The 24,851-nt window shown below is 37.1% G+C and carries 26 protein-coding genes and 1 pseudogene; 20 read left to right on the top strand and 7 right to left on the bottom strand.

The features are described from left to right. The first annotated feature begins 190 nt into the window (after positions 1-190). The 5 genes from DWX73_RS03265 to DWX73_RS03245 all read left to right on the top strand — a co-directional run bounded on the left by DWX73_RS03265 (position 191) and on the right by DWX73_RS03245 (position 3,191). A complete protein-coding gene (locus DWX73_RS03265; protein ID WP_003864535.1) occupies positions 191-367 on the top strand; it encodes a helix-turn-helix domain-containing protein in 177 nt (58 codons plus the stop codon). 119 nt (positions 368-486) lie between these two features. Further along, complete coding sequence (locus DWX73_RS03260) at positions 487-684, top strand: hypothetical protein (RefSeq protein WP_242996587.1); 198 nt, start codon at positions 487-489, stop codon at positions 682-684. After that, positions 672-1,334: an MmcQ/YjbR family DNA-binding protein gene (locus DWX73_RS03255; RefSeq protein ID WP_242996585.1), complete on the top strand. Its 663-nt coding sequence runs from the start codon at positions 672-674 to the stop codon at positions 1,332-1,334. Before DWX73_RS03260 ends, DWX73_RS03255 begins: the two co-directional genes overlap by 13 nt. Positions 1,335-1,542: 208 nt before the next feature. Then, positions 1,543-2,661 (top strand): AAA family ATPase, encoded by a 1,119-nt coding sequence (locus DWX73_RS03250; RefSeq protein ID WP_118346860.1) that lies wholly within the window; start codon positions 1,543-1,545, stop codon positions 2,659-2,661. Further along, on the top strand, positions 2,634-3,191 hold the full coding sequence (locus DWX73_RS03245; protein ID WP_242996583.1) for a GNAT family acetyltransferase: 558 nt from the start codon (positions 2,634-2,636) through the stop codon (positions 3,189-3,191). The genes DWX73_RS03250 and DWX73_RS03245 overlap by 28 nt, the downstream gene beginning before the upstream one ends. 210 nt (positions 3,192-3,401) lie before the next feature. Here DWX73_RS03245 and DWX73_RS03240 read toward each other — a convergent pair whose 3' ends face one another. Beyond that, positions 3,402-3,587 carry a hypothetical protein gene (locus DWX73_RS03240; RefSeq protein ID WP_118346858.1) on the bottom strand — a complete coding sequence of 62 codons (186 nt, stop codon included), beginning with the start codon at positions 3,585-3,587 and terminating at the stop codon, positions 3,402-3,404. Between the two features lie 324 nt (positions 3,588-3,911). Here DWX73_RS03240 and DWX73_RS03235 point away from each other — a divergent pair, with 324 nt between their 5' ends. From DWX73_RS03235 to DWX73_RS03215, 5 genes are all read left to right on the top strand, one after another. Continuing rightward, on the top strand, positions 3,912-4,592 hold the full coding sequence (locus tag DWX73_RS03235; protein WP_118346856.1) for a response regulator transcription factor: 681 nt from the start codon (positions 3,912-3,914) through the stop codon (positions 4,590-4,592). Then, positions 4,570-5,790 (top strand): sensor histidine kinase, encoded by a 1,221-nt coding sequence (locus tag DWX73_RS03230; protein ID WP_118346853.1) that lies wholly within the window; start codon positions 4,570-4,572, stop codon positions 5,788-5,790. Before DWX73_RS03235 ends, DWX73_RS03230 begins: the two co-directional genes overlap by 23 nt. 91 nt (positions 5,791-5,881) lie before the next feature. Continuing rightward, positions 5,882-6,556: an ABC transporter ATP-binding protein gene (locus DWX73_RS03225; protein ID WP_118346851.1), complete on the top strand. Its 675-nt coding sequence runs from the start codon at positions 5,882-5,884 to the stop codon at positions 6,554-6,556. An 85-nt stretch (positions 6,557-6,641) separates the two neighbouring features. Further along, positions 6,642-8,966, top strand: a complete 2,325-nt coding sequence (locus DWX73_RS03220; RefSeq protein ID WP_118346849.1) for an ABC transporter permease — start codon at positions 6,642-6,644, stop codon at positions 8,964-8,966. Positions 8,967-9,224: 258 nt separating this feature from the next. Continuing rightward, positions 9,225-9,425 (top strand): hypothetical protein, encoded by a 201-nt coding sequence (locus DWX73_RS03215; RefSeq protein ID WP_118346847.1) that lies wholly within the window; start codon positions 9,225-9,227, stop codon positions 9,423-9,425. Positions 9,426-9,606: 181 nt separating this feature from the next. Here the strand turns inward: DWX73_RS03215 and DWX73_RS03210 are convergent, their stop codons facing one another. Continuing rightward, positions 9,607-10,374, bottom strand: a complete 768-nt coding sequence (locus DWX73_RS03210; RefSeq protein WP_118346845.1) for a helix-turn-helix domain-containing protein — start codon at positions 10,372-10,374, stop codon at positions 9,607-9,609. 280 nt (positions 10,375-10,654) lie between these two features. Here DWX73_RS03210 and DWX73_RS03205 point away from each other — a divergent pair, with 280 nt between their 5' ends. Next, a complete protein-coding gene (locus tag DWX73_RS03205) occupies positions 10,655-11,398 on the top strand; it encodes an EFR1 family ferrodoxin (protein WP_118346843.1) in 744 nt (247 codons plus the stop codon). 56 nt (positions 11,399-11,454) lie between these two features. Then, the gene (locus DWX73_RS03200) at positions 11,455-11,865 is read left to right on the top strand and encodes a peptide deformylase (RefSeq protein WP_118346841.1); all 411 of its coding nucleotides are present in this window, start codon (positions 11,455-11,457) and stop codon (positions 11,863-11,865) included. A 145-nt stretch (positions 11,866-12,010) separates the two neighbouring features. Here the strand turns inward: DWX73_RS03200 and DWX73_RS03195 are convergent, their stop codons facing one another. Together DWX73_RS03195 and DWX73_RS03190 are read right to left on the bottom strand one after the other, a co-directional pair. Further along, complete coding sequence (locus DWX73_RS03195) at positions 12,011-12,631, bottom strand: hypothetical protein (RefSeq protein ID WP_118346839.1); 621 nt, start codon at positions 12,629-12,631, stop codon at positions 12,011-12,013. A gap of 3 nt (positions 12,632-12,634) precedes the next feature. Continuing rightward, entirely contained in the window at positions 12,635-13,102 is a 468-nt protein-coding gene (locus tag DWX73_RS03190; protein WP_118346837.1) for an RNA polymerase sigma factor, read from the bottom strand. Between the two features lie 286 nt (positions 13,103-13,388). Between DWX73_RS03190 and DWX73_RS03180 the strand changes: the two genes are divergently transcribed. Continuing rightward, entirely contained in the window at positions 13,389-14,513 is a 1,125-nt protein-coding gene (locus DWX73_RS03180; protein WP_199413526.1) for a metallophosphoesterase, read from the top strand. A 109-nt stretch (positions 14,514-14,622) separates the two neighbouring features. Here the strand turns inward: DWX73_RS03180 and DWX73_RS03175 are convergent, their stop codons facing one another. Both DWX73_RS03175 and DWX73_RS03170 read right to left on the bottom strand, forming a co-directional pair. Next, positions 14,623-15,516: an NAD(P)-dependent oxidoreductase gene (locus DWX73_RS03175; protein ID WP_118346835.1), complete on the bottom strand. Its 894-nt coding sequence runs from the start codon at positions 15,514-15,516 to the stop codon at positions 14,623-14,625. A gap of 21 nt (positions 15,517-15,537) precedes the next feature. Then, entirely contained in the window at positions 15,538-16,107 is a 570-nt protein-coding gene (locus DWX73_RS03170; RefSeq protein WP_118346833.1) for a uracil-DNA glycosylase, read from the bottom strand. A 245-nt stretch (positions 16,108-16,352) separates the two neighbouring features. On the opposite strand from DWX73_RS03170, the gene DWX73_RS03165 reads away from it, so the two are divergent. From DWX73_RS03165 to DWX73_RS03140, 7 genes and pseudogenes are all read left to right on the top strand, one after another. After that, positions 16,353-16,937, top strand: coding sequence for an HdeD family acid-resistance protein (locus DWX73_RS03165; protein ID WP_147334770.1), 585 nt, complete (start codon positions 16,353-16,355; stop codon positions 16,935-16,937). A 15-nt stretch (positions 16,938-16,952) separates the two neighbouring features. Continuing rightward, positions 16,953-18,294, top strand: a pseudogene (locus DWX73_RS15440) (radical SAM protein). Between the two features lie 56 nt (positions 18,295-18,350). Further along, the gene (locus DWX73_RS13500; protein WP_158556817.1) at positions 18,351-18,491 is read left to right on the top strand and encodes a hypothetical protein; all 141 of its coding nucleotides are present in this window, start codon (positions 18,351-18,353) and stop codon (positions 18,489-18,491) included. 13 nt (positions 18,492-18,504) lie between these two features. Further along, on the top strand, positions 18,505-18,990 hold the full coding sequence (locus tag DWX73_RS03155; protein WP_118346829.1) for an RNA polymerase sigma factor: 486 nt from the start codon (positions 18,505-18,507) through the stop codon (positions 18,988-18,990). Then, positions 18,980-19,720: an anti-sigma-I factor RsgI family protein gene (locus tag DWX73_RS03150; protein WP_118346827.1), complete on the top strand. Its 741-nt coding sequence runs from the start codon at positions 18,980-18,982 to the stop codon at positions 19,718-19,720. The genes DWX73_RS03155 and DWX73_RS03150 overlap by 11 nt, the downstream gene beginning before the upstream one ends. A gap of 26 nt (positions 19,721-19,746) precedes the next feature. After that, entirely contained in the window at positions 19,747-21,354 is a 1,608-nt protein-coding gene (locus tag DWX73_RS03145; RefSeq protein WP_118346825.1) for an amidohydrolase, read from the top strand. After that, positions 21,347-22,270 (top strand): DMT family transporter, encoded by a 924-nt coding sequence (locus tag DWX73_RS03140; RefSeq protein WP_118346823.1) that lies wholly within the window; start codon positions 21,347-21,349, stop codon positions 22,268-22,270. The genes DWX73_RS03145 and DWX73_RS03140 overlap by 8 nt, the downstream gene beginning before the upstream one ends. Here the strand turns inward: DWX73_RS03140 and DWX73_RS03135 are convergent. After that, positions 22,222-24,681, bottom strand: a complete 2,460-nt coding sequence (locus DWX73_RS03135) for a glycosyl hydrolase family 95 catalytic domain-containing protein (protein WP_242996580.1) — start codon at positions 24,679-24,681, stop codon at positions 22,222-22,224. The genes DWX73_RS03140 and DWX73_RS03135 overlap by 49 nt on opposite strands. Positions 24,682-24,851 lie beyond the last annotated feature (170 nt).

Genomic DNA, 24,851 nt, shown 5'->3' with positions numbered 1-24,851 from the left:
GTAATCATAGAGTGTATGGATTCAATTCCATATGCTCTTTTTCTTTTCTTGATTTCAGGATAAATGCAGAAATCAAGAAAAGAAAAAAGTAAAAAAATTTGCTTTTGACCACTGTAAAACATGCTCTGAGCGTTTCGTTATATGAAGGGATAATTTTTCTTTCATATTTCAAAGAAAAGAGGATAAAGAAATGTCAGAAAAAAGATGTTATACAGTTCAAGAGTTACAGGAAATCTTAGGAGTCAGCAGACCTACTATTTATAACCTTTTGAAGAAAAAGGAATTCCGGTGGATCCAGTTGGATGGCGGAAAGTATCGCATCTCTAAGAAGAGTTTTGATGACTGGCTCGATAACTTGGAACAGTAAAAAACAGGGTGTTGATCAGGCAGATTTTGTCTGCATCGACATCCTAAATTTTTATCTGGATTTGAGATATGATATAAGAAAAAACACTAACACTAAAAAAGACAGGAAGTGAAGAATAAATGGCAACAGCAATTATGAAACAAAAAGGAGTTCCGGAAATGGACGATGTGGAAGAAATCATTTCGAAGATTTCAGAAGAAAGTCCTTACAAACGGCGTCCAACACAAAAGAGAACCTGGATGACCGTGCCGGAAATGGGAAAGCTGGATGGAACAAAGAGATTTGGAAAGGAGCATGCAATAATATGGCATCAATAAGAGAACGAAACGGAAAATTCAATGTAATCTATTCTTATACGAATGAAAAAGGTGAGAGGAAACAGAAATGGGAAACCTATGAAACAAAAGCCGAAGCAAAGAGAAGAAAAAAAGAAATTGAATATAAAAAAGAGATGGGATCATTTGTCGTCCGTAAATGCAAAACACTGGATGAGCTTATTACAGAATATGTTGCTTTGTATGGAAAAGAAAACTGGGCACTTTCTACATATGAAGGAAATGTCTCTCTTATCAATAACTATATTCTTCCGGTCATTGGTGATGCGAAGCTGTCAGAGATCAATACCCGATTCATCGAAAGATATTATCAGAGTCTTTTAAAGAGGCGTGCTGTTATCAATCCATTAAATAAAACCAGTCGAAATGAATTTGTATCGTCCAGTACGGTCAGGGATGTTAATAAGCTACTTAGGAACTGTTTTGAGCAGGCAGTGAAATGGGAATTGATGGAGAAGAATCCCTGCACTCATGCGACTGTACCAAAACATAAATCACAAAAGTGTGATCCATTCCTCATAGGTACTCTGAGACAGAAAACAGGATACTTTCCAGCATATCACATGAATAAAGAACAATGGATCAGTATTCTTTTAGATGGAAGTGTGGAAGAAGATGAGATAAAAATCTGATTTCTATGAGTTATAGATTAACAAAGAAGAAGTTTGTGTAGAGAAAAATAGTTAGTATCATCTTGAAGTGACTAATCAGATAGGAAAAGTAACCACATGCATATAATAAGGGAAAATGGATATAATATCCTAATAATATCTAAATTAGAACATTTTTATTGTTTTAATATCTATAAAATGATATGATGTGGGTAGGAGGTGAGAAGTGATGAAATTATTGCATGTAAAAGCGAACCACTTCAAAAATTGTTCAGATGAATTTGAAATTGATCTTGTGGCAAGATCAAAAAAAACATTAGAAGATAAAGAGTACGAGCTGCAAGAAATTGCTGACGAATTGTATACGTATAACACGATGGCATTTGTTGGAAAGAATGCTTCTGGAAAAACCACAGCAGTTGAATTATTAGATGCGTGCTTCTCTATTCTTGGTGATTTCCGCCTGGAAGCAAAGCCATACAGTTTTGAAAACGTGGAACTTTTGATGGACTTTTATTATGATGGATATATTTACCGTTACGAGACAGTTCTTAGGAATAGCGATTCTATTGGAAGTAAGGCTATTTTTACGAATCAAAGAATCCGTAGAAAGAAATATTACAAGAGCAACATAAAAGGAATTTATACTGAGGAAGGATTTTCTGATGTAAATGCACCAGGTGAACTTCCAGAAGATACTTCCAGTATATTTTTTGTGTTGAAGAAGAAAGCAACAAGAGCAATTTATTTTGATAGTTTTGGAAATGGTGCAGATACGTATCGTTTGCTTTTTGCCACACTGAAAGATTATCATATTTCAACGGATATATTAAGCAAAGTAATTTCTATTTTTGATGAAAATATTTCAGATTTAAAAAAACTGGATGACCATAATTATAAAATGGTTTTCTGCGGACAGGAAAGAACTCTTTCAGACAAAGAGCTTTTGTATCAATTATCCAGTGGTACTACAAAGGGAATGCTTTTATATATCCTGGTTGTTGCATCTTTGCAGAATGGCTTTGATCTCATTGTAGATGAAGTGGAAAATCATTTTCATAAAACATTAGTGGAAAATATGATTAGCCTTTATAAAGATAAGTCTGTAAATAAGCACAAAGCGACATTGATCTTTACTACTCACTATTGCGAATTACTGGATTTGTTCAATCGTCAGGATAATATTTTTATTTCCAGAGCTAATGAAAAAGTATATCTTACCAATATGTATAGCGGATATGACATCAGACCAGAATTATTAAAAAGCAGGCAGTTTTATAATAATGTTTTTCAAACAGCTGTCAACTATGAAGAATTGATGTGTTTGAAGAAAGAATTGAAGAAATGAAGCTGCTTATTATGTGTGAAGGACCGAATGAACGGGAAATCATAAATATCCTTTTGAAAAATGACTGCCTGAATTTTACAGAGGATGATTTACTTGGATTGACGCCTTATCATGCAAGACAAATTAAGTCTTCTGCCCAAGTGCGGACAGAATTAAATATTTATTCAGGTGAAGTAAAAATTTACCGCATTGGAGATAAACAAAGTGATGCATTGAAGATCCCACCGGAATATAAGCATAAAGTTGTTAGTGTAGAAAAATATTGTACAAAACCAGAATTAGAGATGCTCTTTATTATAGCCGAGCAACTGACAAGTGCTTATGAAAAAGTAAAATCAAGCATGAAACCCAAAGATTTTGCAAAGGCAAATATCAAATGTGGAAAGAAAAAATATGATAACAGTACATCGTTCTATACGGATTATTTTGGAAGTAATCCAGAATTGCTGGTACGATGCATCAAAGAGTATAAAAAATATAATGGCTCCCATAACAAGGATGAACATTATCTGGCAGAATTATTAAAATAATAAACAACAGAAATAATTTACGAGGAGATCTTCCGGACAGTGTCTGGAAAATCTTTATTGTCAGGGCTCTGACAATAAAAATCGAGCCTTTCCATAAAGGAGAGGCTCGACAATACAAAACCAAACTGGAACTTAATGGTTTCTGAATTTATAACCAAATATAAAATAAATCACATATTCACACCAAAGAATTTTATGAAAAAATAGCCCCTAGTTATTTGATTTCCAATTCTCTTTAATTATTCTATAACAAGGTACCATGATCAGAAGGATCGGCATCAGCCAAAATAAAAACCAACCGCCATTGTCATATGATTCAGAAAGATATATTCCCAACATAACTTCCAATGTGGCAAAAGAAATATAAATGCTGTTTGAAATCTTATTTTCGTTCATATTTTGCTCCCTCCTATTTATTGATATACTGGATTTATAATGGTTGTTTTATACTTAAATAATAAATTATATTTCATATATGGTCAATATATTTTGGGGTATTAAAACTTGATTTAGATGAGGAGGGTTGACATTGCTTTCTAAAGAATAATTATTGCAGTTTGAATTACAATCAACAAAATTTTTTTCTCCAACTCGCCCAGATTTGTAGATTTCTTTGCGGCATCCGGAATTGACACCACCTATTCGCTCTTATATATGTTATACTATTTGAGTTAATATATATGAGTTAATATTAGAGTATACAATGGAAGGGATAGATATATGGGAAGGATTTTAATATTAGAAGATGAATTAAGTATTAGAAGAAGCATAGAAATTTCTCTTCAAAAGGAAGGATATGAAGTTAAGACGGCAGGAAGTATATCGGAGGCAGAGCAGATCATGGGAGCATTTACTCCGGAAATGCTGCTCTGTGATATTAATCTTCCGGATGGCAGCGGACTTGACTATATAAAGAGCATTAGAAATAAAACAAATGCACATTTCATAATGCTTACTGCACTGGATCAGGAAACGGATATGGTAATGGGATATGAAGCGGGCGCAGACGATTATATAGCAAAACCTTTTAGCTTATCAGTCCTTATTATGAAAATAAATGCATACTTTAGAAAAGAAAGTGCCAGTGAAAACAAGATTATAAAAGCAGGCAATGTAAAAGTTGATAAAACTGCAGTGAAGGTTTATGTAAATGACGTCGAAGTTTCATTATCAAAGAATGAATGGAAACTCCTTTTGATGTTTATTGAAAATCCAAACATTATTTTATCTAAGGAACAGATACTTGAAAAAATCTTTGATATCGATAGTGATTTTGTAGATGAAAACACGGTTGCTGTGAATATTACAAGATTAAGAAAGAAGCTTAGTTCAGGAGATGACGGGAAGAATCTGATTAAAAATGTAAGAGGACTTGGGTATGTCTGGAATGTCAAAAATTAAAAAGTTCAAATGGTACATGATCCCCTTGATATCATTGATACTGTTGAATACCGCAGTGATTACAAAAGAATATTTTTCATATAAAGACGAGACTTTAAGGCTTGGAAGTATACTTGCCGAGAAACAGCAAAGTGAAATGACTTTAGAAGAAGCAGAAATTGTTTTGGAAAAATACGGATACATAAAAGATAATGCAAGCAGTACATATAGGGAAGTTATAAAATCAACGATATTTATGCTTGTTTCATCTTCTGTAGTATATCTTGTTATTGCAGTAAGTTTAAAAAGACAGGAAAAAGAAATTGAAAATAAATATAATTATGTCATTGAGGATATCGAGTGCACACTTAATGCTTTAAAAGACGGAAGCTATAATCCTTCTGAATCAGAGTTTAGAAATCTTGCCGGATCAGAGTGTCATTTAAGTATTGCACGACTTGAGACTTTAATTGATAGTTTATACAGCAGCATTTCTGTTGTGAAAGAGAAAGCTGAAAATGACAAAAGAGAAACGAAGGATGTGGTTACCGATATCTCACATCAGTTAAAGACTCCGCTTGCAGCAATAAAATCAACTTATGAATTAATGGAAAATGGGAAACTTTCATCAGATGAAAGAAAAGAATTGGAAACTCTTATGGGATTTCAAATTGCAGCATTGGAAAAACTAATTCTTTCTCTTGTCAATATTTCGAGACTTGAAAGCGGAATGATAGATATCAAGCTTACGGAAGGGAATTTGTTTGATTCGGTTTTAGAAGCAGTGAACGGTATCTGGTTAAAAGCAGATGAAAAGAATATTTCAATAGATTTTGATGACTGCGGAGAGGATAAGCTGCCAACTATAATGTGCGATAAAAAATGGCTTTCAGAAGCTTTTGTTAATATTCTTGATAATGCAATAAAATATTCTGATGAAAATATGAATATTTCAATTCACATTATGAAGCTAAATGCAATGGTCAGAATTGAATTTAAAGATCAGGGATCAGGAATTTCCGATGAAGAAAAGCACAGTATATTTAAGCGTTTTTATCGTGGAAATAACAGCAGTTCAGTCGAAGGCAGTGGCGTAGGGCTTTATCTTGCAAGGCGTATTATATCAGAGCATAATGGGACAATTATGGTAAAAGATAATGTGGTTGATGGAAAAAAGAAGGGCAGCATATTCGTTGTTCATCTCCCAATCATTCAGTGAAGTCTTACAAATCTGTAAGACTTTATTTTATTCTGAAAGAAAACGGTAATGCTTTTGCTGTAATATGAACAGTAAAGAGGAGGTAGTTAATATGGATACAATTTTAAGGACAGAAAACCTGTGTAAATATTACGGTGAAGGAGATAACCAGGTAAAGGCAGTTCAGAATACGGAAATAGAAATTAAAAGAGGCGAATTTGTTGCAATCATAGGAAAGTCAGGCTCCGGTAAGAGTACGCTGTTACATCTTTTAGGAGGTCTTGATTATCCTACATGCGGCAAAGTATTCATAAAGGGGCAAGATATTTTCAATATGTCTGAAGATGAACTGGCAGTGTTTAGAAGACAGAAGATCGGTTTTGTTTTTCAGGCATTTAATCTGGTATCATCCATTAATGTATATGAAAATGTGGTTTTGCCGCTTGGATTAGATGGAAAAGAACCAAATGAAAAGTATGTCAATGATATTTTAAAAACTTTGGGAATAGAAGAAAAGGTGAATAATCTTCCATCCACCTTATCAGGAGGACAGCAGCAAAGAGTTGCCATTGCAAGAGCTCTGGCTTCAAAGCCTGATATTGTGTTAGCTGATGAGCCGACGGGAAACCTGGATACTAAGACAGGAGAAGAAGTTATTTCGATGCTGAAGTTGTCTGCGGAAAAATATGGTCAGACGCTTGTGATTATTACGCATAATGAAGAAATTGCCCAGCTGGCAGACAGAATTCTTGTCATTGAGGACGGAAAGGTGGCTGAGCTAAAATGAAGATTTTGGGAAAGATAGCGATAAGCAATAACAAAGAAAATAAGACAAGAAGCCTTCTTATCATGGCGCAATTGCACTTACAACGATGCTGATTACTGCTATAGGAACATTTGGCTATGGCGGTATAAAAGGCAATATTGAAAATGCAGAAAATCTATATGGAAACTATATTGGTGCATTTGCCGGCATGAATAATGATCAGATCAATGAAATGGGAAAAAGAGGGGAGTTTGATGAAATTGGTCTGATGGCATCTATCGGTGAATCTGACACAAAAGGACATTCTAAGTTAGTATGGGCGGATGAAAATGCGCTGCTTATGACAAACGCATACACGATGATTAGAGATGGAAAGATGCCGGAAGATGAAAATGAAATTGCAGCGTCAAAAGTATTTTTTGAACAACTGGGATATAACAATATAGAAGTTGGAGATAAAGTAACTGTCCCTGTAAGACAAAATGGAACGGAAGCTTTTCAAAATCATGAATTTGTAATTTCCGGCATAATGAAAGATGGCGTCGGAAACGAAAGTCAGCAATCATCGACAGTTCTTGTTTCAAAGAAATGTTATGACAGCAGAGTTTCTGACGGAGAAGAAAGATATACAGCATATTTCACTTTTAATGAAAGCATAAAAGGCGATTATGATGAGATAAAGGCACTGATTAAAGATCTTGCAGATAAGCTTGGGGTAGATGAAAAAGCAATATCAGAGAATGGAAATCTCATTGTAACAAAATATTCACCAACTGCAGAAGTTTTGATTCCATGTGTTTTTATCTGTCTGATTGTAGTTATTTTTGCAGCAGTTGTTATTTACAACATATTCCAAATCGGAATTGCACGAAAAATACAGGAGTATGGAAAAATCAAAGCAATTGGTGCAACAAAGAAGCAGATGAAAAAAATAATTGTAACAGAAGGAATGCTTCTTTCAATATTTGCAATACCAATTGGTCTTGTAGTTGGGTATTTTGCAACATCACTTTTATTTAACACTGCAATGGATTTTGCCAGAGATAGTAATGAATATTTGGCGATTAAAGATGTTTCTTTATTTTCTCTGCCTGTTATTATAATTTCAGCGCTGATATCACTTATTACCGTAAGACTTGCGTTAATCAGAGCGGTCAAAACGGTTACAACAATTACGCCTGTCAGTGCGTTTTCATACGAAGAGTCTGCAGTAAGCAAAAAAGGTTACAGAAAAGGTCATAAGGCATTAAGTATCATGGGACTGATTAAATCAGATCTTGCTACTAATAAAAAGAGAAATGTTATAACCATATTTGTTATGGGACTTTCATGTATCTTGTTTGTTATAATATCAAGTCTTACAAGCAGTATTGATCCGGGATATGATGCCAGAAACAATGTGGAGTATGGCGATTATCAGATAGAGCTAAACTATGATAATTCAGATCAGGTTTACACAGAAAACAATCTTGATGAGATTATAAAGCGCAATCCGATTACAGATAAAGTAATAGAAGCGTTTGAAGCAATCGACGGTGTAGAAAAAACAAAGACAAGAAGATTTCTTACTTTTACTGAAGATGGAGTAAAACGAGATGTTGCAATATTCGATAGAGAAAGCTTTGAAAATGAACTTGAAAAATCAGGAGTAGTCGGAGATTTTACTTATGATTCCGTCAGCAAAACCAATGGATATGTATATACATTTTCTCATTTTATGAAAGAATCAGGACAAAAAATCGGAGATAAACTTGATGTAACATTAAATAGTGATGAATCAAGTGCTAAGTACAGCGGCGAAGCTATGGGTTCTTTCGGAAGTGTATTGGCAGATTATGTTATAACAGAAGATACTGCTAAAAAGCTTGGCCTGTATGATAAGAGTTATGCATATCTTTGGATTTGGTGTGATGATGATGCGAAAACAGCTGTTGAGGGTAAAATAGAGCAGCTTTATGAAAATGATGAACATGTTTACTGGGAGAGTTATGATGAAGTATATGAGCTTGCCGAAAAACAGACGCTTCTTGTTAAGGTGATGGCATACACCTTTCTTGGATTGATTGGAACAATATGCTTCCTTAATATGGCAAATACGATGATTATGAATGTAATCACACGAAAGAGAGAGTTTGGTATACTTCAGGCGGTTGGAATGAGTAACAGGCAGCTAGGGAAAATGCTTCAGCTTGAGGGTATCTTCTTCACCGTAGGTTCAATTTTAATCTCTTTGATTATAGGTCTTCCGGCAGGATATGGGGCATTTTTATACTCAAAGGAAGAAGGTTTTTTTGGAATCAGTATATATCATTTTCCGGTAGCTGAAGTTTTGGTTATGATTTTAATACTATTAATTATGCAGATGATATTGTCCTTTATATTAAGTAAAAATGTGAAGAAGGAATCAATTATCGACAGAATAAGATATTAAACAGTTGACAGCGCCTATTCGCTCTCTTAAGCGGGGGACGGAAGTTTCAATCCTCTTGGCGATGAACCTTGCGGAATGATTAGCAGAAATTGCAAAAAGGATGAGAAAAATAAATCAGGATTTAGATGGTGGGTTAAGGTAGCCAAAAGTGGAGAGTTGTATTATACTTGTGTTGTGGGAACGTAGAAATCAATAGATATCCGGGTTACAATAGGTGAACCGATCTGATTTTATTAGAGCTTTTGAAGAGGTATAATTATGTTAGGAAAACCGAAATATAAAAGAAATGACAAAGTAAGTTTTGAAATCAATGGTATTGTTAAGCAAGGGTATGTATATGTTGTAGATGCCTATGGGACTTTTTTTCAGAAGGACGAACCATCCTATGATGTAATGGTGGAGGAAGACAATTGTTTATATAAGCATATTCCAGAATCACAGGTTCAGGATAATGTTTAAAGCATATGAAGAAATTATAACGATTGGGCTGAGGCATCTCAGTTAGAAAAAAGAAAACAAATGTAATTCAGCAATTAGTCCGAACATACACAAAATGAAAGATATAGCAAACAAAAAGCCCAGTAAAGAGTGCAAAGTATCGCCAATGGCGACAAGGCTCTTGACAGGGCTTTTATGTGCCTTATTCGTAAAGAGTTGAATACATTTCATTTAGTTTTTTTACACCATTTGCTATCTCATCTTTCAATTGGTCATATATTTCATAATCAACTGTATCCATTTTTTCTTTATGCTTGATCTGACCATTTTTATCAAGGCTATATTCTCTGATCTGTGGAGAAGTATCATTTATCGTGTGAGTTCCTTTGGAAAGATAAAGTGTTATAAAATCATTTGTTTTCCGAATGGTAACATCTAAATTGTCTTTCAAATCAGGATTATTTTCGAGAAGTGTGGCTATTATAAATTTTTCGCTATCACTCATTTTTTGATTCAATTCCCATATATCCGGCCGGTCAAATATATAGACTTCATATTTAAAATCAGAATCTGTTAAGTAATAGTTATTTCCTTCCTTTTCAAATCCCATTTCTTCTAACGTGTCTTCATATGTCCGGATGAGATGATTCTGTCGCCCTTTTTGAATTCCGATATAGGATGAAATTAAAAGGACTATCGCTAATACAATGGTTGTTCCAATTTTAAATATTTTTAGATGCCGCACTTTTTTATCAATTTCTTGTACTAGAGAAAAATTATCCTTGAGCATAGAATCTAGTGAAATTCCTGATTCGTTACTAATCTGGACTAATGTTTGCAAATCCGGATAATTTTTTTCTTTTTCCCAATTTGAAATAGTTTGCCTCGTCACATGATAATGTTGTGCAAACTCTTCTTGAGACATTTTTTTCGCTTCTCGTAATTTTAAAATCGTTTCTCCTATCTTCATTATATCGACCTCCTTTTGTTAATTCTATTTTACTGTTTCATGTTATAAAGTCTAGCAAACTTTATTTACAACCGCCTTTTTTAGATGCAAATTATTTTTACGTCGTACCAGATTATAGAATTACATAATTATAATAAGGTTTTACTTAGAAAGAGAATGAACTATAATATAGATAATATTTGATAAGCGAGAAAAGTTGAGAAATGCGGAAAGGATTAGATAGCTTATTTAAACCCAATAATTTATGAGGTCTAATTTTTTTGAGAGGTGGATTGAGATTATGATTTTATTTTTTACAGGAACTGGAAACAGTCGATATATTGCGGAAAAAATTGCGAAAAAAACTTGTGATAACATGATATGTATCAATGATCGAATAAAACAAAATGATGCCAGTTCCATTAGGATTTCAGGAGATTTGATTATAGTGACACCTACCTATGCCTGGAGAATACCTAATTTGGTGAAAGAATGGCTTTTACAAACGTCATTTATCGATGTAGAACGTGTATGGTTTGTAATGAATTGTGGAGATTCTATTGGAAAAGCAGATCGATACAACAGGGAACTTTGCATGAAAAAAGATTGGAAGTATATGGGGACAATACAGATTATTATGCCTGAGAATTACATTGCCATGTTTCCGGTGCCGGATGAAAAAGAGGCAGAAAAGATCATAGCAGCGGCAGATGTTACAATCGAAGAAGCAATTAGCTGTATCCAGTTGGCGAAGATGTTTCCGGATCGAAAGAATCATTTATGGGACGGGCTTTTAAGCGGATTAGTGAATCAATTATTTTATCCATTATTTGTAAAAGCCACACCGTTTTATGCGAAGAATTCCTGTATCGGATGCGGAAAATGTGCGTCCTTATGTCCGTTAAACAATATTCGGCTGGAAAAAGGTAAGCCTGTTTGGGGAAATGAATGTACACACTGTATGGCGTGTATTTGTTGTTGTCCAGAGGAGGCGATTGAATATGGGAAGAAGAGTGAAGGAAAAGTACGCTATCATTGCAAGTAAAGATGCTATAAAAGTCAATATATTCTTATAGAAAGAGCAAAAAGGAGAAAACGAAGATGGTAAAACCAATTATGAAAGATATATTTTTCTTGAGACAAAAATCAGAGCCGGCAACAAAAGAGGATCTTCAGGTGGGAAGAGATTTAATGGATACATTAACTGCAAACCGGGCGGGATGTGTTGGTATGGCAGCAAACATGATCGGTGTGAAAAAGCGTGTAATTATTGTAAATATGGGATTAGTAGATGTGGTAATGTTTAATCCGGTATTAGTGAAAAAAGATTCCCCTTATGAGACAGAAGAGGGATGTTTATCTCTCTCAGGAGTGCGGAAAACGACAAGATATCAAAATATAGAAGTTGAATATTTGGATATGAATTGGAAGAAACAGCATGTGAAACTTACTGGCTGGACGGCACAAATCTGTCAGCATGAATTAGATCATCTGGAAGGAATACTGATTTAAGTAGTATAGAATAGGAATGAGCAAATCTACATGATTTAAAAATGATACTGGGCAGTTAGCTTTTGTAAATGGAAAGAATGAGAATTTTTTGCAGTGAAAAGAGGCTGGCGCACTAATTAGTTAGTGTGCCAGCCCCTCGTTCATATTATTCTGCTGGTGTTGAATTAAACTCGTCTGGTTGTACATAACCATGAGGACTCATTACATAACCATTCTGATATTTAACGGTCATATATCTTGTTTCTCCATCAACCTGAAGCTGTAAGTAACAAATGTCATTTTCAAATTTATCGGTAATGTCCATTTGCTGATTCAGATAGTAAACAATGACTCTTCCATCATCTTCGTATTCAACCTCCGGGGCATTGATTTCACTCCAGAGTTCTTCTTCAGTTAATGGTCTTTCAGATCCATCCGCATTAAAGGCAACACCACCTCCACCCCGGCGGACCTCCTTCCCATTTTCATCTGTATAATCGAGAGTATATGTTCCTTCATCTATGGTAAATATTGCATTAGTCTGATCTCCATGGATCCATACCTGAACTATTCTTTGAATTCCACCAAGATCCATTGCATATGCCGCACTTCCAGATCCAACAATTAATACCAATGTAGCTACAGCAGCTGCAACCTTTGTCGTGTATCGTTTTCTTCTAATGGGAACAGCTTTTTTCTCTGTTGTCATATTTAGCACCTCCGTCAATACATCCGGAGAAGCATGCAGTTTATCAAATGTTTTCTGAAATTTTTCCTTATCTGTCATGATCTACTCCTCCTTCAGATAATCTTTCAATTTAACCTTCGCACGGAACAGCCTTGTGCTGACTGTTTTTTCGGGGATGCCTAATATCGATGCTATTTCAGCAGTAGAATATCCTTCATAATAAAACAGCAAGATAGGGACTCTATACTTTTTGTCCAGATTCATTACTGCCTGGAAAAGATCTAGATGACTTTCTTCTTCAAATCCGAGGGTATTTGCATATTCTCCGATGTCCTCCATTTTGCTCCATAGAGAACGGAAGAGCATTTTGCATTGATTGACGGTGACTCTGATTAACCAGTTTTTTAAATGGGAATCTGATTCAAATTCCTTTGTTGTTTTGTATAGTTGTATTAAAACGTCCTGCGTCACATCATTTGCATCATCTGAATTCTTCGTCCAGCTGTATGCTACTCGATATATGGTATCCATGTATTTTTCTGCTAAGACTGCAAAGTCTTCTTTTGACATATATGTTCACTCCTTAAGGCCTTACATATATAATATGCGCAAGACGTCCGATTCCTTTCATAAGATTTTTTATTTTTATCTTATTTCATAATGTTTCTTATAATATCACATTTAATCCGTATACGCACGGATATTATAAAGTAACTGAGCGTGTGGGCGAAGCCTTCAAAGATGGAATGAAGCTGAATTAGAAATAATATTTCATTTGCCTTTTTTATAAAATCGCATATAATAAATCCTATGGAAGAAAATAAACAATTTTACTAAAAAGGAAGTGTGCGAGCAAATGAAATATTTTGGGAAATTTATTCGCGGAAAAATGTTTGAATATCTTTTTGGCATATTTTCTGTACTGTCGATTTTTTATGTATCAGATCGTATGGGAAAAATGCTAAAGAGCGTTTTTGCTTATGATTTTACTTTGGAAATTTTTCTCGTTTTGGTAGTACTTTTAGGATATATGTTTTTATATCTGAAGTGTGGAAAAGAGAAAAAAGTTACAAGAAATTTCTATGAAATATGCAGCATAATTGTTTGTTTTTTATTATATCTTGTATTAGCTCTGTGGGTTTATGATATTGCAGATGTGTTGTTCCGGATTCCGGAGGATAAATGGTATATAATTCCGATGATAAGTTCGATGATTCTTACTTGCTACGGATTTGTACATGCAAAAAAAATATATTTAAAAGAATACAAGTTTTCAATCGAGCACTATACAAAAAAGGAAACGATAGTTCTTTTAAGTGATATTCATGTTGGAACCTTTGTGAATTTGAAGCAATTAGAGAAGATGGTATCTATGGTAAATCGTATACACGCAGATAAGATTATAATTGCAGGAGATATGTTTGATGTAGAAGCTTTTGATTATTGTGATAAAGCTAAAATAGCGGAAGTTCTTAGAAAACTGAGACCGAAAGGAAAAATTTATGCTGTATTGGGAAATCATGATCCAGGTTCATGTTCTGCAGTAATGCAAAATTTTTATCAAAAGGCGGAGATTGATTTATTGATAGACGAAGTTGAAATGGCAGATTCCTGTATTATTATTGGAAGAGATGACGTGACAACAAATCCGGACAGAAAATCATTAAAAGATATTATTTCAGGATTAGAAAAAGAGGAATTTGACAAGAAAAAACTGAAAATTGTTATTGATCATAATCCACTGGGAATAAAAGAAGCAGTAGAAAACCATATGGATTTGGTTTTATGTGGTCATACTCATAAAGGACAGTTTTTTCCGGCAAATATATTTACCAGACTTGCATATGGAAAACAAGGATATTATGGATATTTTAAAGAGAATGATACACAAAGTATAGTCTCTTCCGGAGTGGGGTTTTTTCAAATGCCTATGCGGATTGGAAGTAATAGTGAAATTGTGATTCTTACTATAAACAAATAGTAGATAAGAATTGTTGTTGAAATATAAAAAATAGAGCTCGTATCAGAATTTATAGTTTTTGATACGAGCTCTATTGAATTTGTTGCCACATTATGTAATGCAATTAATCTTAATCCTCTTTTAAAAACGCATCCATATTTTGAAGCGTTTTCTCTGTTAAGCGCTCAATTGCCTGATAAGATCCACCAGAATATCCACCGAAACAGCTTACATGTTCATAGTTTCTCAGACTTTGATCGCCTAATGCCATATTGCTGTCGCAATAGTAATAATTGTCTCCATGAGATAACCATTGTTTTAGTGCATTCAGATCACTGGCTGGTGTGAGACCGGTATTAAAAAGAATTTTATGGTTTCCCAGTTTTTCAAATTCAGGTTTATTTAATAGTGTGACAAATTTATTGAGACATGTGCAGATGCAGTAATTCTTTTCTAAAAGAGCGTCTAATGGCATATAAGAAATTCCCATTTCTTCTATCTCCGGCTTTCTGCTTCGACTGTAGTAGGTAAGATCTGCACCGAAAAAATGCAAGGCTTTTGCTACGGTTTTTCCAGTCGCACCCATGCCGATGATTCCAACAGGAAAACCGGTAAGTTCGAAGGAACGTTCATCCCAGCGTTTACCATGAAATCCGTGTAAAAGTGAGGATAATTCTGCCACAACATATTCGCCTACGCCGTTATCACCATAATCATTTACACCTTTTACAATGATATTATGCTTTCTTGCACAACGGATATCGACACTTGCACTATTCTCATCATACAGACTGCAGCACATTCCGATATAACGCAGCTTTGGACAATGTTCGATGATATTTGCCGTAATCTGGGTTGTAAGATTTACTAAAATTGCATCTGCATCTTTTGCACGCCGGATAACTTCTTCTTCTGTTTCCGGTATATCTTCATAGTGAACATATTCAAGAGCTCGCTTTGCAATTTCTTCATTTGCATGAGGTACAAGGTTTAGCTGTTCAACAGCGACTAATTTTTGAAACATAATAACGCCTCCGTGATGATTTTAATTATTTGGGAAAGAAGTCAATTGTTTCTGCAATTCCCTGATTTTACGAAAGTCTTCCTGGATTAGGGGCAGTTTTGCCGGATCCCGAAGTACAGCGGATGGATGATAAACAGCAGTCAGCCAGGTGTTTTTTCGTTCAAGAAACATACCGTGTTCTTTTGTAATCCGATAATCCGGCCGTATGACTCGCTGTGCTGCAATTCTTCCAAGACATACAATAATCTTTGGGCGAAGAAGTGCAGTTTCATACTTTAGATATGGGATGCAGGCTTCCTGTTCTTCCGGATAAGGATCTCTGTTTCCGGGCGGATGGCATTTCACAATGTTTGTGAGGTAGATTTCTTCGCGTTTCATTCCAATCTCATCTAATAATCGATCAAATAATTCGCCTGATTTTCCGGTAAAGGGAACACCGTCCCGGTCTTCATTGTAGCCTGGGGCTTCTGCAATGAAAAGAATTTCTCCATGCAGGTTGCCCTGTCCCATAACAGAGCGGGTACGGGTCTGACAAAGCGGGCATCTGTGACAATGATCCACGAACTCTTTTAATTCTTCATAGGTGTACATTTTGAGTCACTTCCATTTCTCATAGAAAATCCGTATTTTCTTTTATTGTATCAAAAAAAATCTTTCTGTAAAGATAATTTAAGGAGAAGATAAAACTTTTAAAAAACTAAAATTTGCAGACAAAAAACTGAAAATGTATGAAATACAGATGAAATCAGTGTTTTGTCTGTATTTTTTTAATCATTTTTCAGATATGGTGTTGGCATCGGATAAGAGAAGAGAAAGAAGGTGATCAGGTGAAAGTCTTGAAAAAGGTAAAGATCGTATATAGTATTGTATCTTTTATGCTGCTTCTGTATGGAATTTTTTTAATGATATATCCAAAGATTGGAATACAGTGGATATATAAGATTGGAGGAATATTATTTATCGGCATCGGTATCGCTAAAGTAATTGGATATTTTTCAAAAGATTTACTGCAGTTGGCGTTTCAGCATGATCTGGCGATGGGAATTGTATCGATTGTAATAGGGATTTTGATGCTTATGTGGACAAAAGATATGATACGGATTCTCACAATCTGTCTTGGATTATTTATGCTAATGGAAGCATTACTGAAAATTCAGACAGCAATTGATGCACGGCAAATAGGAATGAAGAGTTGGTGGCTTATACTTATCATTGGACTTATAACGGCAGTGATCGGCGGTTTACTGGCAGCAGCGCCGCTGCGTGGGACAAGATTAATTATCAGAGTAATCGGATTAACGATTTTGGCATATGGGGTTATGAATTTGTATGTAGTACAGAATACGGTTAACACATTTCGAAGAGATTATACAATTGAAATTTACGGAAAAGAAAATGAGCAGCACAGAAAAGAAAAATAAGAAGGAGACTTTGGTATGGGATTTACAAATGAGTTGAAAAGAGCAACATTGAAAAAAGCGTTTGATTATTTAGAAAAAGATCCAGAAAAAAATGTTCACAAATTAATGGATTTGGTAGATAAATTTGCGGGGGAGGGACCTAACAGCTTTCCAACGCAAAGAGCCGCATTTCGCAATGTATTAGCAGATCCTGAGAACAATATGTATCAATTAATTATGAGTATATTCAAAGATATTGATAAAGAAGTAATGAAAGCGACGTTGGAAAATTTCTTCTTTAATGCCAATATTGTCGGTTGGCCGAAGCAGGAGGAAAGCAGAAAGAAATACGGATGTAATATACCGTGGGCGATTCTTCTTGATCCAACTTCTGCATGCAATCTTCACTGTACGGGATGCTGGGCTGCTGAATATGGAAATAAACTGAATCTGACGATAGAAGATATTGATTCTGTTATCATGCAGGGAAAAGAGCTTGGCATTTATATGTATATTTACACAGGGGGAGAACCGCTTGTAAGAAAAAAAAGACCTAATTACCTTATGCAGAAAACACCATGACTGTCAGTTTTTGAGTTTTACAAATGCAACATTGATCGATGAGGAATTTGCAAATGAAATGCTTCGGGTTAAGAACTTTATTCCGGCTATCAGTGTTGAGGGATTCGAATCAGCAACGGATGGAAGAAGAGGAAATGGAACTTACCGGAAAGTGGTAAAAGCAATGGAGCTGTTAAAGGAAAAACGTCTTCCATTTGGAATTTCATGCTGTTATACAAGTCAGAATTTAGATTCTATCAGTTCATTCGAATTTGTGGATCAAATGATAAAATGGGGAGCAAAATTTGTATGGTATTTTCACTATATGCCGGTAGGAAACGATGCAGTACCGGAACTTCTGCCGAATCCGGAGCAGAGAGAATTTATGTATCACAGAATTCGTGAGATTAGAAGAACAAAACCGATTTTTGCGATGGATTTTCAGAATGATGGGGAATATGTTGGCGGTTGTATTGCCGGCGGAAGAAGGTATCTTCATATCAATGCCAATGGCGATGTAGACCCTTGTGTATTTGTACATTATTCTGATTCGAATATCCGGGAAAAGTCATTATTAGAATGTCTGCAGTCACCTGTTTTTATGGCGTATCATAATGGACAGCCGTTTAATGAAAATCATTTGCGTCCATGTCCGATGTTGGAAAATCCGGAAAAACTAAGGGAAATGATTCATCGTACCGGAGCAGTTTCTACCGACCTTCAGTCGCCGGAAAGTGTAGATCATTTGTGTGATAAATGTGTTGAGTATGCAGACAACTGGGCGCCGGCGGCAGAAAGATTGTGGAAATATAATTAGAAAAATTGTCTCCTTGCTTAAACTGATATGCTATAATCAAAATGAAAATAAAAAATATGAACGGATATCAGTCTGTCAGTCGTATTATAAGTGAAGCAGGATATGGAAAGTATTTTGCAGACGCGGATTATAATGGAGTTTGCGATAACTACAGGGCAAGACGAAGAAGATGTTTTGGTGGCTGTCATAACAGGTAACAGGTGATATTCTATGCGGAGTGAGGAAGAGGTAAGCAGGGCAATCGAGCAGTATTCTGACATTGTTCGAAGGCTCTGCATGATACATTTAAAGAATTATGCTGATACCGAGGACATATTTCAAACAGTATTTTTGAAATATGTCCTTAGTTCTATTTGCTTTGAAAATAAAGAACATGAGAAGTCCTGGTTTATCCGTGTTACAATTAATGCCTGTAAAGATCTGCTGAAAAATTTTTTTCACAGTCATACAACATCGTTGGATGAAATTTTAGAAAAACCTGCAGAAATGCAAGAAGAACATAAAGAAGTTTTGGAAGCAGTAATATCACTTCCACAGAAATATAGGGATGTTGTATATTTACATTATTATGAAGGTTATACTGCTCCTGAAATTAGTCACATTTTAGGAAAAAAGGTAAATACAATTTATACGCTTCTGACTCGTTCTAAGAAAATGCTTCGGGAGAAACTGGGAGGTGACGAATATGAATGGTAAGATAAAAGAAGCATTTGAGCAAATACAGGCGGAAAATGAACTAAAAGAAAAAACAAAAGAATTTATCTTCCAAAAAACAAATGGATATAGTAAAGTAAGAACTGGAAATTATAAATATCTTGTATCTGTGTTTGCATGTGCGGTGCTGCTGTTCATAGGCGGACACTGGCTTTACTTTACACCTACAGTAGAAATTAGTATCGATATCAATCCATCGATAGAACTGGAGATAAATCGTTTTGATAAAATTATTTCACTTGAAAGTTACAATGCTGACGGGCAAGAGTTAATAAAAACACTGAATGTTAAATTTAAAGATTATTCGGAAGCTATGAATCAAATATTCAGAAGTGAAGATATTATATCTTTATTAGAAAAAGATGAAATAATGACAATTGCTGTTATCGGAAGCGGGAATACACAATCGGAGAAGGTACTGTCTAACTTACAGTCTTATACAGAAGAAAAACATAATACTTATTGTTATTATGCACACTCTGAGGAAGTAGAAAATGCTCATGAATCCGGACTTTCCTGCGGAAAATATAAAGCTTATCTGGAGCTGAAGGAAGTTAATCCGGATATTACCGTTGATGATATTCATCATATGACAATGCGGGAAATCAGAAATATGATTGATGAGTTGTCAATAGATGAAAACAACAGTACAGATTATTATGAAAATGAAACGAGCCACCGGCAGGGCGGACATTGTCAGAAACATAAGTAAATTATAGAAAAAAGAAAGGAGAGTTTATGAAAACTTTTTATATAAATGGAACCATTTTAACAATGGAAGAAAATAATTTGTATGCAGAAGCGGTCTGCACAGAAAATGGTATCATACAGGCGGTGGGAACGAAAGAAGAATTGCTGAAACTTCGGAGTGAAGGGGACCGTATCATTGATCTGGAAGGGAAAACAATGTTACCGGGACTAATTGACGGCCATTCTCATTTTGCCGGAACGGCAAACGCAATGACGCAGTGTGATCTGTCGCTTTGTAATAGTTTTGCAGATATTATCCGAGAGATGAAGAATTTTAAGGAAAAGCGAAAACTGTCTGATGATGCGTGGATCGTTGGCTGCAATTATGATCATAATTTTCTTGCAGAAGGAAAGCATCCGGATCGGTTTATTTTGGATCAGATCAGTGATACCAATCCGGTGCTGTTGATTCACGCTTCTTCTCATATGGGGGTTACAAACAGCAAAGGTCTGGAACTTCAGGGAATCGATGAGACAGCAGAGGACCGGGCAGACGGACGTTACGGAAGAGTGGAAGGAACAAGCACTCCGAATGGATATATGGAGGAGAAAGTATTTCTGGAATTTCAGTCAAAACTGCCGATGACATCAGTGGAAGAGCTGATGAATCTTTTCCGGGAGGCTCAGAAATTGTATGCCAGCTATGGAATTACAACAGTACAGGATGGAATGGTAGCCCGCCCGCTTTTTCAACTGTTGAAAACTGCATCGGATATGGGGATTCTTAAGCTGGATATCGTCGGTTATGTGGATATTATGACGGCAGCAGAGCTACCGGATGAAATGCCGGAGTACGATAGAAAATATCATAAACATTTGAAACTGGGCGGATATAAGATTTTTCTGGACGGTTCTCCACAGGGAAAAACAGCGTGGATGCTGGAACCGTACGTTGGCGAAGAATCTTACTGTGGTTATCCGATCCACAGTGATGAAGTGCTGGAATCTTACATTCGGACTGCACTTGAGAAAAAGCAGCAGCTTCTGGCACACTGTAACGGAGACGCCGCAGCAGAGCAGTATATTACCGGATTTGAAAAGGTACTTGCATCAGAGAAGAGTCAGGATACTTATCGTGCGGTAATGGTACATGCCCAGCTTGTGAGAAGAGAGCAGCTTCAGCGCATGGCGAAACTGGGAATGATGCCGAGCTTCTTTGTGGCACATACTTACTATTGGGGCGATATCCATTTAAAGAACTTTGGGATAGAGCGGGGCAGCAGGATTTCACCGGCAAAGGATGCGGTTGATTGCGGTATGAAATTTACTTTTCATCAGGATAGCCCGGTTGTTCCACCGGATATGATGAGAACGGTTTCCTGTGCAGTGAACCGGATTTCAAGAACCGGACAAGATATCGGGAAAGAACAGAGAATTTCGGTGCTGGAGGCGCTGAAGGCAGTTACAAGTTATGGCGCTTACCAATACCATGAAGAAGATAGAAAGGGAACAATCTATGTCGGAAAACTTGCTGACTTTGCAGTGCTTGATAAAAATCCTCTGGAAGTAGATCCGGAAATGCTGGCAGAAGTTCAGGTAATGATGACAGTGAAAGAAGATCAGATGATTTATGAAAGAGGTAAATGCCATGAATAATCGCAGTAAAGGAATCACGCTCGCAGTGATTACTGCGGTAATGTGGGGGATTATGGGAGTATTTGTGCGCGATTTGTCACAGTATCATTTTTCAACGATTGAGATCTCTTTCTTTCGGTGCGTTCTTGCAGGGGCAGCGTATTTTTTGTTTTTGCTTGTTACAAAGCCGTCGGCGCTTAAAATTGATGTGAGAGGTCTTGGCATCTGTATTTTATATGGGGCAGTTGCCTATAGTATTAGTTTTGTCAGCTATAGTGTGGCAGTATCCCGAATTCCTGTTGGGGTGGCAACGGTACTGATGTTTATGAGTCCGATCTGGGTGGCAATTCTTGGAAGAGTAATGTTTCGGGAGAAACTTGAGAAAAGTAAAATGGTTACGATCGGCATTTGCCTGATCGGGGCAGTGCTTGTAGCGAACCTGATCGGAACAGGGAATCTGAAGCTGGACGCCATTGGTCTTTTGGCAGGTGTGATCAATGGGATTGGAGTAGCGCTTCAGATTCTGCTTCCAAAGTTTTTTGCGAAAAATTATGAGAGAGATACGCTTCTTGTGTATGGATTTCTCGGAGGTGCATTTGTACTGGCATTTGGAATGAAACCACAGGCAGCCATTGCACATCTGACACAGACACCGATGCTAAATCTGATTGTGGATTTGTTTGGCATCGGAATTCTTTGTACGATGGTGGCAAATGTTGCCTGTGTGAAATCAACTCAGTATGTAGAGGCTACCACGACAAGTATTTTGTCCGCACTGGAAGTTGTAGTAGGGACGTTAGTAGGATTTATTGTCTTTCGTGAGCATATGACAGGACTGCAGATATTAGGTGCAGTTATCATTGTCGCGGGAGCCATTGGATCTGAGATCTACCGGCCGAGAAAACGGCAGCAGTATGAAATACCGGAGTCACTTTGAAATCCTTCTTTTCCATTGCCGGCGCTGAAAACAGGAACCGGCTGCTGATCCTGACGGGATACATAGAGAGAATAGCCGTCTGGAACACGAAGCAGCACCGGACCACCGTTATTAGAGAAGATAGTGGCTTCCTGTAATTGTCCCTCTTCCCAGCACATAGAAATGCGCAGATTACCACGGGCAGCGAGTCCGCTGACCTGACCGCATTTCCATGCATCCGGCAGTGCCGGAAGAAGATCGATACAGTCAAGGTGGCTTTGGAGAAGCATTTCTGCGACTCCCGCAGTTAGGGCAAAGTTGCCGTCAATCTGAAATGGAGGATGCGTATCCCAGAGATTCGTCATAATTCCTGTTTTCAGCAGATCAGTAATAAGTTTGTGGGCGCGGTTTCCGTCATGGAGCCGCGCCCATGTGTTGATGCGCTGTCCCATTCCCCAGCCGGTGCTTTCGTCTGTCCGGCAGTTCATGGAAATTGCTGCGGCCTCCAGAAATTCCGGGGTGTCTAAAGAAATCAGAGTTCCCGGATAAACGCCAAGCAAATGTGAAATATGCCGATGTTCAAATCCTTGTCCAAGAGTATTTACAAGTGTTTCTTCATACCATTCTTTAATCTGTCCATCAGAACCAATCTCAATCGGACCTTTTAACCGTTTCATATGATCTTCCCAGACGGCTGTAAGTGCATCGTCAGTTTTGAGGATGCGGGCTGCCCGGATTACATTGTGGTAGAGCTGCCAGATCAGTGTATGTTCATAAGTATTTCCGGCAGTGCGAGGCCCGTGTTCCGGAGAAAAAGATGGGGCAGAGATTAAGTGTCCGTCAGGATCTTCTACAAGAAGCTGGTCATAGAGAATGGCCTCTTCTTTCATCATTGGATAAATGTATTCTCGAAGATATTCGATATCGTTTGTGTATTCATAATATTCCCAACAATTCTGTAAGAGCCACGGCACAACAGCCGGAGACCAGCCCCAGTCAAAGATCCAGCCGGGACAAGTCCAGCCATAAGGTGTATTTTGGGTATGTGCCATGAAACCATTTTCCGGATGTGCTTCTGTACTTGCAATTCCGGAATAAATGGCGGCAGTTACCCTGCCCGGAGCCCGCAGAGAATCGGTGTATCGGATGAGCGGCTTCCCACACTCAGCCAGATTTGTATTATAAACAGGCCAGTAATTCATCTGCAGATTTACATTCAAGTGATAATCTGCATGCCAGATAGAATTATTTGCACCGGCCCAGATTCCCTGTAAGTTAGAAGGCAAGGTTTCACGATAAGGATCATCAGGAGGCGTCTCTCTTGAGGAGGCAATCGTCAGATAGCGTCCATATTGGAAAAGGAGTGTTTCCAGATAACGCTGTGCATCGTCGGAGGCCGTATGCTGACGATAAGCTTCCAGTAATGTATCTGTTGAGAGTTCCCATGCTTTTTCCCCCTGCGCTGTGCATATTTCATGGCGGGATGTGGATTGTTTTCCTAATTCCAGCCGGACTCTGTGGAAAAGATTAGAGTAATCAGTAACATGTCTTAGTTTAAGTTTCTCATAGGAATCATGCTGTATAAAATCAGCAGCGCGGTTCACATAAGAGAGAATACGCGCTTCAAGCCAGGCAGAAGGTTCTCCTGTACGGTAAACAGGATAGTCGTTCTTATAATCTGTTCCAATGGAGGTAATCAGAAATATGGATTTTGCCCGTTTGACCGATACATATTCCGGCAGTGACAGACATTCTCCTTCGTCTGTCAGAATCTGGGTGTGAGAACAGAATTTTAGGTCATTATCATCTAATATTCCGTTAATGGAAATACATCCATTTTTTACAGAGGTTTTCCAGTGGCGCTGATAGGCAATCGGGGCGATCGGACAGCAGGAATCACCCGGAGTATTGTCAGGAATTACAGAAACGTTCACATCCAGTCCGTCAGGATGATCGGAGGATAGTTTTGTGACAAGTACGTTGTCCGGGTAACTGATAAAGCTTTCTCTTGTATAGTGAACTCCGTCACAGTCAAAGGATATGCTGCAAAGGGCAGTGTCCAGATCAAGAGATCTTGTATAATTCGTTACATGGGCAGGATCAGGCTGCGAAAAATCCAGATACATATTGGCATAGCTTAGAAAAAAGCCATATCCGCAAGCCCCTTCTTCATCAAAAAGTCCGGTGAGTTCATCACAGAGTTTGCGGGCTTTATCAATCTTTCCGGAAAGAAAAAGATTTTGAATTTCATGGAGTGTTTCTCCATTTCGCCCTTTTTCAGGAAGATTTCCGCCCTGATACTCCGGTCTTCGTCTGGATGGTCCGCCGGACCAGAGAGATTTTTCATTTAACTGGATTCGTTCGCGCATAATGCCGCCGAAAATACTTGCGCCAATTCCGCCATTGCCAAGAGGAAGAGACCATTTTCCCATCCTTCATAGCTGTCGGGAGCTTCTGTGTGATAGATTAGTTTTAAGGTTTGCTATTGTAGTGTTCCATGGCAGTTCCTTTCGCGTAAAATAGATTTTTTTAGTAGTATATCAGATGCGCAGTCATTTTGGCAGTAAAAAAATCGGTGGATTGTGTAGTAAAAAAGCCGATA

It is taken from the genome of Coprococcus sp. AF21-14LB (assembly GCF_003458885.1).
In the GTDB taxonomy this organism is placed as follows: domain Bacteria; phylum Bacillota; class Clostridia; order Lachnospirales; family Lachnospiraceae; genus UBA9414.
The sequence above is the reverse complement of the archived record's forward strand: the minus strand, read 5'-3'. Positions and strand labels throughout refer to the sequence as shown.

Bases quoted from the DNA above. Each gene is read 5' to 3' on its own strand.
- DWX73_RS13500 (WP_158556817.1), top strand. From the start codon at position 18,351: ATGAACGGATATCAGTCTGTCAGTCGTATTATAAGTGAAGCAGGATAT.
- DWX73_RS03140 (WP_118346823.1), top strand. From the start codon at position 21,347: ATGAATAATCGCAGTAAAGGAATCACGCTCGCAGTGATTACTGCGGTA.
- DWX73_RS03205 (WP_118346843.1), top strand. From the start codon at position 10,655: ATGATTTTATTTTTTACAGGAACTGGAAACAGTCGATATATTGCGGAA.
- DWX73_RS03155 (WP_118346829.1), top strand. From the start codon at position 18,505: ATGCGGAGTGAGGAAGAGGTAAGCAGGGCAATCGAGCAGTATTCTGAC.
- DWX73_RS03175 (WP_118346835.1), bottom strand. From the start codon at position 15,516: ATGTTTCAAAAATTAGTCGCTGTTGAACAGCTAAACCTTGTACCTCAT.
- DWX73_RS03220 (WP_118346849.1), top strand. From the start codon at position 6,642: ATGCTGATTACTGCTATAGGAACATTTGGCTATGGCGGTATAAAAGGC.
- DWX73_RS03190 (WP_118346837.1), bottom strand. From the start codon at position 13,102: ATGTCAAAAGAAGACTTTGCAGTCTTAGCAGAAAAATACATGGATACC.
- DWX73_RS03260 (WP_242996587.1), top strand. From the start codon at position 487: ATGGCAACAGCAATTATGAAACAAAAAGGAGTTCCGGAAATGGACGAT.
- DWX73_RS03195 (WP_118346839.1), bottom strand. From the start codon at position 12,631: ATGACAGATAAGGAAAAATTTCAGAAAACATTTGATAAACTGCATGCT.
- DWX73_RS03135 (WP_242996580.1), bottom strand. From the start codon at position 24,681: ATGGGAAAATGGTCTCTTCCTCTTGGCAATGGCGGAATTGGCGCAAGT.
- DWX73_RS03255 (WP_242996585.1), top strand. From the start codon at position 672: ATGGCATCAATAAGAGAACGAAACGGAAAATTCAATGTAATCTATTCT.
- DWX73_RS03210 (WP_118346845.1), bottom strand. From the start codon at position 10,374: ATGAAGATAGGAGAAACGATTTTAAAATTACGAGAAGCGAAAAAAATG.
- DWX73_RS03170 (WP_118346833.1), bottom strand. From the start codon at position 16,107: ATGTACACCTATGAAGAATTAAAAGAGTTCGTGGATCATTGTCACAGA.
- DWX73_RS03150 (WP_118346827.1), top strand. From the start codon at position 18,980: ATGAATGGTAAGATAAAAGAAGCATTTGAGCAAATACAGGCGGAAAAT.
- DWX73_RS03265 (WP_003864535.1), top strand. From the start codon at position 191: ATGTCAGAAAAAAGATGTTATACAGTTCAAGAGTTACAGGAAATCTTA.
- DWX73_RS03180 (WP_199413526.1), top strand. From the start codon at position 13,389: ATGAAATATTTTGGGAAATTTATTCGCGGAAAAATGTTTGAATATCTT.
- DWX73_RS03230 (WP_118346853.1), top strand. From the start codon at position 4,570: ATGTCTGGAATGTCAAAAATTAAAAAGTTCAAATGGTACATGATCCCC.
- DWX73_RS03215 (WP_118346847.1), top strand. From the start codon at position 9,225: ATGTTAGGAAAACCGAAATATAAAAGAAATGACAAAGTAAGTTTTGAA.
- DWX73_RS03235 (WP_118346856.1), top strand. From the start codon at position 3,912: ATGGGAAGGATTTTAATATTAGAAGATGAATTAAGTATTAGAAGAAGC.
- DWX73_RS03225 (WP_118346851.1), top strand. From the start codon at position 5,882: ATGGATACAATTTTAAGGACAGAAAACCTGTGTAAATATTACGGTGAA.
- DWX73_RS03240 (WP_118346858.1), bottom strand. From the start codon at position 3,587: ATGAACGAAAATAAGATTTCAAACAGCATTTATATTTCTTTTGCCACA.
- DWX73_RS03250 (WP_118346860.1), top strand. From the start codon at position 1,543: ATGAAATTATTGCATGTAAAAGCGAACCACTTCAAAAATTGTTCAGAT.
- DWX73_RS03200 (WP_118346841.1), top strand. From the start codon at position 11,455: ATGGTAAAACCAATTATGAAAGATATATTTTTCTTGAGACAAAAATCA.
- DWX73_RS03145 (WP_118346825.1), top strand. From the start codon at position 19,747: ATGAAAACTTTTTATATAAATGGAACCATTTTAACAATGGAAGAAAAT.